This window comes from Paenibacillus dendritiformis, from assembly GCF_015845845.1.
Classification (GTDB): Bacteria; Bacillota; Bacilli; order Paenibacillales; family Paenibacillaceae; genus Paenibacillus_B; species Paenibacillus_B dendritiformis_C.
This window is the reverse complement of the sequence record NZ_LDIG01000286.1, coordinates 1-13,569: the sequence shown is the minus strand read 5'-3', so window position 1 is coordinate 13,569 and position 13,569 is coordinate 1. Positions and strand designations below refer to the sequence as shown.

The 13,569-nt window shown below is 58.1% G+C and carries 10 protein-coding genes; 1 reads left to right on the top strand and 9 read right to left on the bottom strand.

Features of this window, described 5'->3' with window-relative positions:
* From ABD76_RS27880 to ABD76_RS27850, 7 genes are all read right to left on the bottom strand, one after another.
* Window positions 1–1,541, bottom strand: a 1,541-nt coding sequence (locus ABD76_RS27880; protein ID WP_197260132.1) for a PP2C family protein-serine/threonine phosphatase, incomplete at its 3' end; no start/stop codon positions are given.
* Between the two features lie 509 nt (window positions 1,542–2,050).
* Window positions 2,051–2,893: a PP2C family protein-serine/threonine phosphatase gene (locus ABD76_RS27875; RefSeq protein WP_242069853.1), complete on the bottom strand. Its 843-nt coding sequence runs from the start codon at window positions 2,891–2,893 to the stop codon at window positions 2,051–2,053.
* A 13-nt stretch (window positions 2,894–2,906) separates the two neighbouring features.
* Window positions 2,907–3,434, bottom strand: coding sequence for an FHA domain-containing protein (locus ABD76_RS27870; protein WP_197260130.1), 528 nt, complete (start codon window positions 3,432–3,434; stop codon window positions 2,907–2,909).
* A gap of 68 nt (window positions 3,435–3,502) precedes the next feature.
* Window positions 3,503–4,078, bottom strand: a complete 576-nt coding sequence (locus ABD76_RS27865) for an FHA domain-containing protein (RefSeq protein ID WP_197260129.1) — start codon at window positions 4,076–4,078, stop codon at window positions 3,503–3,505.
* 270 nt (window positions 4,079–4,348) lie between these two features.
* A complete protein-coding gene (locus ABD76_RS27860; RefSeq protein WP_197260128.1) occupies window positions 4,349–4,816 on the bottom strand; it encodes a J domain-containing protein in 468 nt (155 codons plus the stop codon).
* A gap of 101 nt (window positions 4,817–4,917) precedes the next feature.
* Window positions 4,918–5,343 (bottom strand): membrane-associated protease 1, encoded by a 426-nt coding sequence (locus ABD76_RS27855; protein ID WP_168181319.1) that lies wholly within the window; start codon window positions 5,341–5,343, stop codon window positions 4,918–4,920.
* A gap of 128 nt (window positions 5,344–5,471) precedes the next feature.
* Entirely contained in the window at window positions 5,472–7,640 is a 2,169-nt protein-coding gene (locus ABD76_RS27850; protein WP_168181318.1) for a transcriptional regulator, read from the bottom strand.
* A 569-nt stretch (window positions 7,641–8,209) separates the two neighbouring features.
* On the opposite strand from ABD76_RS27850, the gene ABD76_RS27845 reads away from it, so the two are divergent.
* Window positions 8,210–10,297 (top strand): vWA domain-containing protein, encoded by a 2,088-nt coding sequence (locus ABD76_RS27845; protein ID WP_197260127.1) that lies wholly within the window; start codon window positions 8,210–8,212, stop codon window positions 10,295–10,297.
* Between the two features lie 67 nt (window positions 10,298–10,364).
* On the opposite strand, the gene ABD76_RS27840 is transcribed toward ABD76_RS27845, so the two are convergent.
* On the bottom strand, window positions 10,365–11,399 hold the full coding sequence (locus ABD76_RS27840; RefSeq protein ID WP_197260126.1) for a serine/threonine protein kinase: 1,035 nt from the start codon (window positions 11,397–11,399) through the stop codon (window positions 10,365–10,367).
* A 131-nt stretch (window positions 11,400–11,530) separates the two neighbouring features.
* Window positions 11,531–13,333, bottom strand: a complete 1,803-nt coding sequence (locus tag ABD76_RS27835; protein WP_197260125.1) for an MASE4 domain-containing protein — start codon at window positions 13,331–13,333, stop codon at window positions 11,531–11,533.
* Between the last annotated feature and the right edge of the window lie 236 nt (window positions 13,334–13,569).

Here is a 13,569-nt window from a genome sequence, read left to right as displayed (position 1 = left end):
GGCGGCGGGTTGAGCTTGTCGACCGCCTTGTCGATCTTCCGCTCCATGCCCAGCACTCGCTCCAGCATGTCAATCTCCTGATAGATCTGCTGCGCCGCCGAATAAGCGTCAATCGCCCCGACATAATCCTGGGCGGCGAACTGCTGATCGCCCTTTTTCTCGAGCTTGTCGCCCTCGAGCAGCCGCTTCTCCCGCTTCAGCCCGGTGACCTTCTCCTCCGCGTCCTCCAGCTTCTTGCGAATCTCCTTCTCGCCGTCGACGAAGCCCTCCTCGATGGCCGCCCGGCGCGCCTTCTGATACGAGCTGCGCGCGCCGACGAAATCCTGCGCCTCGAACTTCATGTCCCCTTCCTGCACCCAGCTCATAATCTGCATATACAGGTTGGCGCGTTCGATTTTCTCCTCGAGCTCCTTATGGTTGAACTCCTTGTACGGCTTCGCTTCCTCCTGCGCTTTGACGTATTTGTCCAGCGCCTTGGCGAAGTCGCGTTCCTTGAAAAAGCCGTCTCCGTCCACCATCAGCTGCATCAAGCGCTGCTTCTTGTCGAACAGATCGCGATGATAGCGGTCCTTCAAGCGCTTGGCCATATTTCGCGCCTCGCTGTACTCGTTCACGGCCTTCGCATAATCGCCTTCCTTCATGTGCGTGTCGGCGTTTTGCTGGAACTCGATCATATTGGCGGCCGCCTCGGCCTTGCGCGCGGCTTCCTTCGCGTACAGGTAGATGGCGCCGCCTCCCGCCACCGCCAGGATGACCAGCGCGATGAGCCATTTTTTGAGCTGCCGCCACTTCCGCTTCGGATCCTCCTTGAACGCCTTGTTCACGTAGACGGCGACGGCGGTATAATTATTGACCGTGCCGCGCTGCTTGCTGAGCAGCACGTCCTCGAGCGTATCGGTGAAGTCCTCCGGCTCCTTCGCCTCCTCGAGCGCATCCAGCATCTCCAGGCGGTGCACCTCTTCCCACAGGCCCGGCGTGCAGAGCAGCAGCACATCGCCGTCGGAGAGCGGCGCCTTCTTCGAGACGAACGGCTCGAAGCTATCGGGACGGCCCATATAATTGAGCAGATTATGACGCTCCGCATGATGGTCGATCGCCGCGTCCGAGATCTCGCCGGCATTCGCCATCGCCTGCGCCAGACTCTGATCCTGGCTGCGCCCGAACAGGCGTCCGCCGCGGAAATGATACAGGCGCGCATGGCCCGCCACCGCCCAGACGATCTTCGAATAGTCCGTGACGACCAGGATCAGGCTCGCCTTGAGCCGCACCCGACGACTCTCTTCTCTAAGCCATTCATGCGCTTCCTGCATATACCGCTTGAGCCGCAGCGGAGACATCGTCGGCTTCTCGGTGAACCGCCCCAGGATGCTCTTCACGACCATCTCGGCGCTATCCGCCTCCCGATCCGCGTCGAGGCCGTCGGCGACGACCCAGCAAGCCATATCATCGAGCTCGACATAAGCGAAATAATCCTTGTTATGTAGAAAAGAACCGGCTTCCGACACGAAGCTGGTCTTGAAATCGCTGTTCTCCTTCCTCATCCGTACCCCCGCTTTTCCCTATTCCGCACGCAGCACTGCAAGCTCTCCGGCGCATATGGCGCAAGTGCCGCCCTGGCGCGCCGAGTGACCGGCTTCTTCGGCTCCTTATATTCCGACGCAGCGAATGCCACGGCTCTCCGGACTCTTAACTTCCTGCACAGCGAGTGCCGCGGCTTATCCAGCCCCTCAGCTTCCGTCGCAGCGAATGCCACGGCCCTCCGGACTCTTAACTTCCCGCACAGCGAGTGCCGCGGCTTATCCAGCCCCTCAGCTTCCGTCGCAGCGAATGCCACGGACCTCCGGACTCTTAACTTCCTGCACAGCGAGTGCCGCGGCTTATCCAGCCCCTCAGCTTCCGTCGCAGCGAATGCCACGGACCTCCGGACTCTTAACTTCCCGCACAGCGAGTGCCGCGGCTTATCCAGCCCCTCAGCTTCCGTCGCTCCATTCGCTTCGACCCCGCAAGCTCCGGTTCCCACTAATCCCGTCGGCTGTCGGCTCGCCCACACTCAGTCATGATCGACGATGACGATCGTCGCGTTGTCCTGATTCGCCAGCCCTTTGGCTTCGATCGCCTCGATAATCTCCTCCGCGGCGTCATTCGGCGATATCGGCTGGGACAGAATCGCCTCCAGTTCCACCTCGGTCATCGTGTTGTAGACGCCGTCGCTGCACAGGATGATCCGGTCTCCGGGCCGGAGCGCGAACGGTTCGCTGCCCGTCTCCATCCGGGCGAAATGCTCGTAGCCCAAATAATTAATCAGCCGCTTCCGCAGCGGATGATCGATCGCTTCCTCCTTCGTCAGCTCCCCTGCCAGGCAGCGTTCCTGCAGCACGGATTCTAGCGTATGCTTCTCATTCATCCGGATGAACTCTCCATCCCGGAACACCATGATGACACTATCCCCGACGGCGGCCCAATACAGCCAGTCCCCGGCAATGACGCCGGCGACGAGGGTCGTTCCCCCGGGAGCACCCTGGAGCTGCTGCAGGATTTCCGAATTGCTGACCTTCGCCGCCTTCGCGAAGTAGTCATGCACGTCCCGGATATCGGACAGCTTCAGAAATTCCCGGATGAACACGGTCACGGCAATCGTGCTCGCCAGACGCCCATGGGCGAGACCGCTAATGCCGTCGGCCAGCACGGCGGCGGTGCCGTGCGGAGTCGTTACGCTGGAGAAATAATCATCCTGCTCGTCCCGAGTTCCGATCGTCTGCCCGTTCCCGATCGGAACTCCCGGCTTGTCGGCAGGGGCGTTCGCCAGCAAGCGGCGCCGCGCCCCGAGCAGCAGCAGAATCGCCGCCGCCGCGCCGAGCACGATGATATACGGCACCCATTCCTGTAATTCCATCGGGATGCCCATATTAACCTTCGTTGTGGTCCCACTCGAAATGGACCCCGCAGAGCGGAATAAAGATGAATTTGCTCCGGCCGAGCTGGAGGACGTCGTAAGCGGCCAGCTCTACCGGCGTATATACCGCTTCGTTATTGTGATAGGCCAGGCCGGAAGCGTCGCCCGGCAGGAGAAAGAAGTTGCGCTTCTTCGGGTCGTACACGATGACGGCGTGATTCCGCCGCGAGATCGCATTGTCGCCCAGAATGCGGATATGCATGTCCTCGGAGCGGCCGATGAAGTTCTTCTCGGCGCGAATCCGGTAGTCTTGGCCGAGCTGGGGCCCCTCGATGCAGACGAGCCAACCCGTTACCGGATCGATGCCCGTCGTCTCGCCGAGATAAGGCATCGTCTTCTCGTCCTCCTCCGGCCGCACCAGCTTCTTCGCCGCCGCGTCGCCGCCCGGCGCCGCCTCCACCGAGATATTGCAATAGGGGCAAATATTGCCGTGCTTGCGCGTGCTGAACATGTGCCCGTTGGCGCATCTTGTCAGACTCATCCTGTTCATTCCTCCGTTACTCGATTCTTTGTAGAGGTGGTGCTTCTATCGACATGGCGATCATGGCGTTATTTGACCACGATTCGCGTATTGGCAATGCAAATAATATCGCCGGATTCAATCCGGTGCGGCCCGTCTTCCTCCAGCCGCTCCGCCGTCCTGCGCCCGGCCGGCTGAATGCCGACGCCGTTGCGGGAATCGAGGTCCTCCAAGTACCAGCTTCCCGAAGCATAATTCAGCACCGCGTGATGCTTGCTGATGAGCGAAGCGTATTCCGAATCCGACAGATCTATGTCAACCTCGCTTTGTGCAGAGCTCTTGCCGATAAGCAAGGAAGTTTCCCCATGGATGTACCATTCCTTCACGCTCTCCCCCTCTTCGTCCAGGAGAACGAGCTTGGCAATGGCTGCGCCGTCCTGCCGGCGCTTCATGCGGCTTCGAGCCCTCCAAGCGGCATAGACGGCTGCCCCTGCGGCAAGCAGGACGCCGACCGCCACCTTCAATACCAGATCCGCATTCCATATGTACACGTAAAACAGCGCTGCCGCCGCAATGCCGGCAATCAGCACATCGATGGCCACAATCCAGCCGGAACGGTGCTTCCGGTCGGAATGGGCTTCTTCATAATCCGCTTCATACCTCACATTCGATTCCTCCAACAGTCCACGGATCCCATGCCAAGACGGACCCGTCCAGAATCAATATGCCAATGTCGCCTTTTGCCTGACTTCTTCAACTGAATCTAACAAATTCCGACTTTACTCTGACTTCTCCGCATCTGGCCGCCGCCGCGGCGGCCCGCCCGGTTAACGGGAAGCCGGATGCCCCGGCTTCGCTGCCGAATGCGCTTAACGCTTAAGAGCACGCCGCGCCTGCCATAAGGCAGACCGCTTCCATTCGGACTGCGCCGCCCTTCACTTCTTCCGCATGCCGAAATACCGCTGGAACATCGCCGCCGCATCGATCGGCTCCGACGCTTCCTTGCCCGCGCCCTTCATGCCGGTCGGCCGCTTCGTCTTCGGATCGAAGCCGAAGAACCGGGCGAAGTTCGCCTCCACGTTCCGCGGATCGAACGGTTCCTGCGCGGATGCCCCCGCGGCCTCGCGCGGGCGTTCCGGACCCGCCCCCCGCTTCCCGTCTTGCCCGAAGGCCTTGCCGGCCTTTCCTTTCCCGCCCAGCTCATTATCGTACGCGGATCGGGATGCCTCATCCTGGAGCACCGCATACGCTTCATGAATCTGCTTGAACCGCTCTTCGGCTTCGGGGCTCCCGCCGTTCACATCGGGATGATGCAGCTTGGCGAGCCGCCGGTAGGCCTTCTTGATCTCGTCCGGCGCCGCATCGCGCCGCACGCCCAGCACGTCATAGTAATTCGCAGCCATCCGCATCCTCCCCGCCACTCGCTAAGAAATAAAATTTAAGAGGCACGAAGCCTCTTAAACTTGGATTGCATGTACCGATATCCACGTGTCAGGGAGCCCGATTACATCGGGTAACCGCCGTCGATCGTAGCGAGCTCGGTTTTGTCTTTCTTTTGCTTGATGTAGAGGCTGAATGTTCCAACCCCTTCCGTATCGCCGTACGTCTCGGTGTAATCGACGACGAACGCATTAGGGAAATAAATTTTGCGCACGACTTGGTCCGCCGCGATGACTTCCAGCGTCACCTTGCGGTAGCAGTCCGCCTTCTCGGCCGGAACGAGCGACCACAGCGCCAGCTTCTTCGTGTCGTCGGCATTGTCGCCGTCGGTTGCCGTGATGATTTTGCCGGAGATGCGCATGGTCGCGCCGACGTCGGTCGATCTTGCGTTGGAGTCGTCCGGCGTGTCGGTGTCATAGACGACTTGTTGAATGTTGTCCATGCCGAGCTCGATTGTTTCTGCACCTTCTACTCTGAGAATGAATCCCATAGATACTACCTCCTTGAAATTGGATGAAATTGATGCCGGAGGCGATGAACGCTTCCGGGATTTATGTATAGAGGCGAGCTTGATGAAGCACGCCTCCAACATACGTTTCCAGAATCCGGCCATGCGGGTTACGCCTTGACCGGCGTCGTGCCCTTCGTGATCATGACTTCAAGATTTTTCACATTGCCATTGAACACGAGATCGATATGGCACAGATTGCTCTTGTCATCGATGATATAGGACATGTCGTCGCCGTCTTGAATGATGGAGTTGACGTATCCGCGCGTACCGAGCCATTTGCTCTTTTGGCTGCTCGGGTTGTTGCTGAAGAACTTGACGATGTTCTCATGCTTGAAGTCGCCCGTCTGGAAGCGCAAAATGCGCTCGATATACGTGCTGACCAGCGTCTTGTAGAGCGGATCGAAGCCGCCCTCCGTCATGGCCATGCTTCTCGCCTTGTACACCGTGATGCGCTTGATATCCTTGTCCTGCAGCTGCGCATTCTCGGAGGAGAAGACGAAGCCGAAGTTTTTCCGGTTAATCGCATCCTTGATGTTGTTCGTGAAGCCGGTAATCTCCTTCGCCATCGTCGTGACGGCGCGCAGCGCATGGTCGCTGGCCTCGATATCGAATCTAACACCCGGATATTCCCGACTCACGTTTTTGAATGATTCACGCAAATATTCCGGACACTGGTACGCAGCCACGATGCCGGCGGCAACATAAGCGGCTCCGATATAGACGCCCTCGATCCACAGCTTGAGAATATCCTCCTTCTCCTTGGACAACTGAACGCCATGCTCCGTCTGCAGCATGCGGCTGTCGATGACGACGCCGGACTTGTCCTTCGGAATGACCGTGAAGTTCGGGACGCACGGAATCGCGAATTCGCTGTAATCCTTGCGCACCATGACGCTGCACTTGTCGATATATTTGTCGAGGCCGGAGGTCGCCATGCTGCTGAAGGTGGTCTCTTCGCCCGTCTCGAAGCTGAAGAAGACCTGAACCTTGTAGTCCTTGACGACTTGAAGCAGCATCGTCAGCGACTCCATCGTATTTCCATCCTGCTTCACGGCCTTCCCGTTGCCCCGGAAGCGCTCGCGGGTCACCTTCACCTTGCCCGCCGATTCCAGCTCCACCGAAGGCACGATGCCGAACCAGATCGTGTCGGAGAATTCGTTTTTGGAGTTCACCGTGTTCAGGTACGTCTCCAGACGCGGAATATTGTTGCTCTTCACCGTCATATCCAGCGTGGCGTTCGTGATGAGCAGCGACGGCTGCATCCCTTTGTTCTTGGTCGCGTACTGGTCGAAGAACATGCGCACGCCCAAAATTTTCTCCACAAGCGGCTTGACGGTCTTCACGAAATCGTCCTTCGCGTTCTTGTAGAACTCCAAATAGGTGTTGTAATTCTGCACTTCCGTCTCGACATCCACCTCGGTCTGCACGACCGGCAGCGGACAGAACGTGCGGACGACCAGGTCCTTCACATAAGCGGACGGGGTCTCGGAGATCGACTCGTAATCTTCCTCGAATACGGTGGCCAGTCCGGTGCTGGTGTTCTCCTCCATCAGCATCAGCTCGGTGCTCTCGCTCTTCGGCGCCTCGATAATTTTCAGCTCGCCCGAGTCTCCGATCGTCAGCATCCCGATCTGTATCGCTTCCGCCTGATTCTCTTCCCGCGAGCCGCCGAGCAGGAGGCGCGTCTTGATATCCTCGATCGCGAGCGGCAGCATCGCCATCACGTTGTTGTAATTTTTGCTCGCATCCTCGAACATCGTGTTCAGCTTGTCGCCGAGATCGAGCTTCTTCGGATCGCCCTCGTCCAGCTTGTCATACTGGGTGTACAAGTAATGAATCTCCTTCCGCACCTGGCGGATGTCGTCCATCACCTTTTTCGGCGAGATCATGTCCAGCAGATTCTCGAATTTGAAATCGACGTTGGTGATGCCCTGGCTGCGCTTCGTGTCGATCAGCGTGAACAGCATTTTCAGAAAATCGTTGCTCTGATCGATCTTGATCTCCGAAATGCAATCCTCCGCGATCCCTTCCGGCTTCTTAAGCGTATACATTACTTTCTGGTTCGCCGCGTTGAAGAATGAGTAGACGCTCGGGGAGAACTTGTCCAGGAACTCGTCGAAGCTGCGGACAAGCAGATGCTCGTTGATCTCCTTGATTTTGTCGTCGCTCAGACTGTCAATCCCTCTGACATCGCCTACGATGGTCAGAAGATCCAGCTTCTCCGGGTTGATCTCCTCGAAGAGCATGGCACGGTTCGTTTGGTTAATGATGTCCATGTCGTTCAGCAACATGATGCCAAGCGGTTACGGCAGGGCCGCAGCCGGCTTGCCAATCATATGCTCCTCCTTTCTATCGCTTGATGCATGTATTGCCTGGATGAAGCGGACCATCCGCCCTGGCCGGGCGCACGTCCTCCCGTAAGAGGGAGCGCTCGCCTAAGCCTAAGGCAGGAGGCGCAATTCCTCTCGGATTCCTTGAGTATAAAGACTCTTCCAGCGAACAAACAGGATTTATGCCCCATGACGTATTGAACAATAACGACTAATCTCATGTAATCGCATGGAACTATATTTTCCGCACAGCAATCTTTCGCACGAACGAAAAAATATGGAAATCGAGCTTATTCGACTTTATCTTAAAAATATTTTTCCCGAAGTGTCAATGAGTCTTCGAATCGGGACTTTTGGGCCAAAAATCTAGTCATTCAATGACAACAAATGTCGAAACGTGGAAAAGCTATTTAAATTTGCTTACGAGAATCCGATTCTATTATTTGGAAGTGTAAGGATTGCTTCGAGGCTCCTAAGCGCCTATAAATCTACCATTTACAGGAAAAGGTGATAGAATGAAGAAAACTGTGCCCAAGCGCGGCGGATGGTTCATGGGGCTGGCGGCCGCGATTGCATTGCTCGCGCTGTGGAGCGGCGGGGGAGGCGGATCGCCCGCATTCGCCGCAGACAAGGCCGCTAGCCAAGCCGCCCACGCGGCCTCGCGGGGGATTGACGCCGTCTTCGTCCTCGACGTCAGCTACTCGATGAATGAGACCGACAAAGACGGCATCGCGGCGGAAGTCATCAATATGTTCATGGATATGAGCGATTCCGCCAAGACCCGGATCGGCTTCGTCGCCTACAACGACCGCATCGTGGAGACGCAGCCGCTGACATCCATCGCTTCGCCCGGACATCAGGCAAAGCTGAAGCAGAAGCTGCAGCATATGCCGCGCTACGGTTACACCGATCTGGGGCTCGGCCTGCGCACGGGCGCGGAGATGCTCGCCTCCGACAAGGAGAAGAGCGGCGTTCCGTTCCTCATTCTGCTGTCCGATGGCGGCACCGACTTCGGCTATGCTTCCCGGGGGAGGACGGTGGAGGACTCGAACCGGGACGTGAAGCACGTCATCAAGCAAGCCCAAGCGCAAGGCTATCCCATCTATACGATCGGCCTCAACCACGACGGCTCGGTCAACAAGGAAGAGCTGGAGCGGATCGCCAAGCAGACGGGCGGAACCTCGTTCATTACCGACAGCGCGGATGATTTGCCCGATATTTTCAATCAAATCTTCGCCCATCAGATTCAATCCGTTCTCGTGACGGTCGCCGCGGTAACGGCAACCGGCGAGCTTCAGGAGGTGAAGGTGCCGATTCCGAATTCCAGCATGAGCGAGGCAAATATTATCTTGCTGTCTTCGCATCCGCTGCGGGAGGCCCAACTGTATTACAGCTCCAAAAACGTGCGCTTGTACGAATCGAATAAATACCGTCTGATGAAAATTATCCGTCCCGAGCAAGGAGAGCTGGTCATCAAGCTGCGGGGCAAGCCGGGAGATTTCGTCAAAGTGAATCTGCTCGGGAACTATAGTTTGGGACCGGAACTGGTTCTTGAGTCCCAGGAGATTATAAAAGGGCAAAAAACGAAATTTTTATCATACCTGCAGCACCCCGACGGTTCCCGGCTGGAGGATCCGCATGTTTTCGACACGATGCAGGCGGAGCTTGTCGTAACCAATCTTGACTCCGGCAAGGAGGAACGATCGCCGCTGGCAAGGAAGGGGAACGGGTTCGAGGGGGATTATATTTTCCGACATTCCGGCTCGTACCGCTGGCATGTCTATTTGCATGGCCCGGATTTCTACCGCATGAGCCCGGAGACTGAACGGAAGGTGGAGAACCTGCCGCCGGAAGCGGTCGCGGCCGGCCCCCTCTCCCTGACCAAGGAAGATGGCGAGGCGCGCATCGATCTGCGGGAGTGGTTCCATGATCCGAACGGGGATGAACTGACCTTCCGGCTTCAGCCGGAAGCGGACAATAAGCTGGAAGGCGCATATATCGAGGATTACTGGCTTGTCGTGACGCCGCGGAAGACAGGCGAAGCCTTGCTCGCCGTCCAAGCCTCCGATCCGGAAGGCGGCACCGCTGTCTCGACGCTTGCCTTCACGGTGCGGTCCTACTGGGAGCTGCCGCTTCAGATCGGTGCCGGCGTCTTGATCGCGGCGCTGATCGGCGGCGCGGCCTACCTGTGGCTGCGTCCGCGGCCCAAGTTCGCCGGTCGGCTGGAGGGCTACTTCCTGAATACCGCCAGCGGCAATGACATTCCGGTGGCCTTCTGGCCGCTCTCATCTTTCGACAATCGCCGGGTCAGTCTGGCCGATCTGTTCCGCAGCCTCGACATTCATGAGCCGCTGCCGGAAGCGGAGCGCATCCTGCTGGAGCCGGGGAAGGATGGCGCGCTGCGGGTCGTTCACCATACGTCGTGCGCGGTCGACAAGGGGCGGACGCCGATTCCGAAGGGCAAGAAGGAAGTTGTGCAATACAATGAGAAAATCTATGTCACGTTCGAGGACGGCATTACCGAGATTGAGCTTCGTTATAAACCGCTCAAATCGGGCACAGCCTCCACGGCGCGCCCGCATTCGCTGCCGGAATCGGGCTGATGCGGGAAGAGCCGGGGCGCAAGCCCCGGCTCTGTCTGTTATGGCTCATAAGCGCCCGGCTGGCAGGCTAACTCCCGCCGCGGGACATCGGCTCTTGCTCCGCCTGTTCCGGCAGGCGGCGGCCCTGAAGCCTCTCCTTCAGCGTCCATTTGAGATGCTCCGCATACAGCGCGATCCGGAACGGATTCAGCGAGGCGGGGCGCTTGCGGGAATGGATGGCCAATCCTTTCGTGATGACCCGGGCCAATAGAGGGGTCGTGCCCCTGCTCCGCTGCCGGATCGGCTCAACCTGATCCCGGAACAGCCGTTGGGTAACATCCAGCGGCGGCTGGCCGCATAAGCAGAAGTACAGCGTCGCCGCCAGGCTGTAGATATCGGCGGCCGGATCCTGCCGCGATGTCTCGGAGTACAGCTCCAAGGCCGAATAACCCGCCGTCGTGAAGATCGGCTGCCTGCCGCCCGCTTCATAATGCACCGCCGATCCGAAGTCGATCAGCTTTGGTTGTCCTACCCGATCGATAATGATATTCCCCGGCTTGATATCCCGGTGAATCAAGCCCTCTCTATGTATATATTCCAGCGCATCGATGATCGGCAGCATCGTCTCCTTGTAGAATCGGGCCTTGGACGGCGCCTGTTCTTCCCGGATATATTGGGCAAGCGTCATTCCCGGACAATAGGCCGTCACGAGATAGACCGTTCCGCCCTCTTCGAACTGATCGATATATTCGACGATGCAAGGATGGCTCAATTGCGCAAGCAGCGGCCCCTCCTTCGCGAAGATCGCCCGCTGCTCCTCGAACTGCGCCTTCGCTCCAGGCACGCGGCAGCGTACGGAGCGTCGATCCCGATCCCGCCGCGCCAAGGCTTGCGGGAAAAATTCCTTGATCACGCACCCTGATCCGCTCTCCATATGTCTCGCTTTATAGACGATGGACAGCTCGCCGCTCGACAACACTTTTCCTATTCGATACTTGTTCTGCAGCCTCGTATTCCGCTTCAAAGCCGACTCGTTGACCGTCTGTGCCACCTGTTTCCCCCGCTCCGCCGTCAGCGCCTGGTATGCCTCTTCTTGCCCCCGGCGCTGAGCCTGTTCTTTCATCCATTGTAGCAAGATCCGCCAACATTTTCTATTTCCTTGTCAACATTCCGCTGCTTGCACCATTTGACGACAAAAAACACCCTGCCCTTCCGGGCAAGGTGCCTATCTCTGGCGGCTTCGCCTCCGCCGGTTCATCCTGACGGGCCGCCTCCGTGCATCCTGACGCGGTTCCGTCCGTCCCTCTTCGCCGCATACAGGCCCTGATCCGCCTTCTGCACGAGGGCTTGCGGATCGGGACAATGTTCTTGCCGCCCGGGAATCCAGGTGGCTGCGCCAAGGCTGCATGTCACAAAATGGCTTACCTCGGACGCCTCGTGGCGGATAGCCAACGATTCCACCTGCAGCCGGATCCCCTCAGCGGCAATCGTCGCATTCACAGCCGGGGTATGGGGCAGAAGGATAGCGAATTCTTCCCCGCCGTAGCGGGCCGCGACGGACAGCGGCTGAGTCGCCGCAGCCTTGACCGCCTGGGCCACCTGCCGGAGACATTCATCCCCCGCCAGATGCCCGTAGGTGTCGTTATATCGCTTGAAATAGTCGATATCGAGCAGGATGAGCGACAGCGGACGGTTCTCCTGCTTCATCCGCTCCCATTCCTGCTGCAGCATCAAGTCGAAATAGCGGCGGTTGTACACCCCCGTCAAGCCATCGGTATAGGAGAAATCAGTCAGCAGCCGATTCGCCATTTGAAGCTTCTTGTTCGCTTCCTTCAACTTTCCCTCGGCGGCGATGCGGTCGGTCACGTCGCGGAAATAGATGGATACGCCTTGCCCCGTCGGGAAAATCCGAAATTCCAGCCAGCGCTCCCGCAGCTTGTCATACTCCGTAAACTCCACCGGCTCGCCGCGCTCCATCACCTGATGCGCCATCGCATACATTTTGCTTTTGAACAGGCGAGGCGTGACGGTCCAGATCGAGCGGCCCTTGACCGCCTCGAAGTCAAGACCGGTATATTTCTCGGCTTCCTTGTTCATATACGTATATTCCCATTTCCGATCAACGGCAAAAAAGGCATCCGTAATGCTGTCCAATATCGTCTCCACCCGCTCCTGCGACTGCTTCAGCGCCGTCTGCGAATGAATCAGCCGGACATAGAGCTGGTTCAGCTCATGGAAGAACACGGTCAGCAGCGCCGTCGACGAGATGAAGGCATTGAATCGGGCCGCATACCAGCCGATGCTGTATCGATCCCCCGCGAACAGCGTCAGGTTGATGTCCATCCAGAACATAAAAGCGGACATTGTCAGCCACAGATGCAGCAAGCTCTGCGCCCGCGTCGCGATATACAGATAGATGAGGGCTAGAAGATTGAGCAGCCACAGCACGGGGCCGATTCCCGTACGAATCATCAGCCCGTAATGATTCCGTTCGACCAGAACAGGCAGCTCGTCCCGGAACTGCCCAAGCAGGTACGCCAGCACCGCAATCACCAGCAGCACCGTGCCGAAGATGGCGGCGACCGTCGCCTTCTCCCGGCGTTCGGTCAGGGCCGATTTCCATTTCCGGAGACTATAGGTGTACAGAATAATGCCGAGCGGAAACCCGCCATGCCAGATCACCCAGAACCAGACCGAGGTCTGAGGGCCGGCATGCAGCAGGCCCGTATCGGAAAAAATGCCCGGAAAGGTCAGCAGATACGGAATCGTAATCAAGCCGGCGAACCAAAAGGCGGCCGCGAGCAGAAGAATCGGCTTATACCCCGTCGCCCGGAACTGGACATACAGCAAATAAGCCGTCATCAAATTCCCGAACACAATCCAGGCAATGAAAACAGACAGGAAAGGCCGGACCTCGGGCAACGGCGTGTCGAAATAGGGACTGAGCAGCAGCGAGATCGCCAACACCCCGATACTGAGATACAGGGCGGTCTTTCTCTGCACCGCTGTCGCCGGAATGTTAATCAGACTCGTTAACGGGTCGCGCATGCGCAGCATGGAGTGGAATCAACCTTTCGTCAGTCAATCGCATTTCGTCGAATCGTGTCACATCTTACTCTCATAGTACCATACTATCAGCCTGTGAAAAGAAAAAACCGGGCCCCCATCTCGGGAGCGCCCGGTCCTTCCTCTCTTTTATGCAGTTCAGCTTGGGCGGCTCCCGCCCCGCATTACTTCCGTCTTCGCGGCGCCTTTCCCTTCTTGCCCGAGCCTGGCGCGGCCTTCCGCCCGGA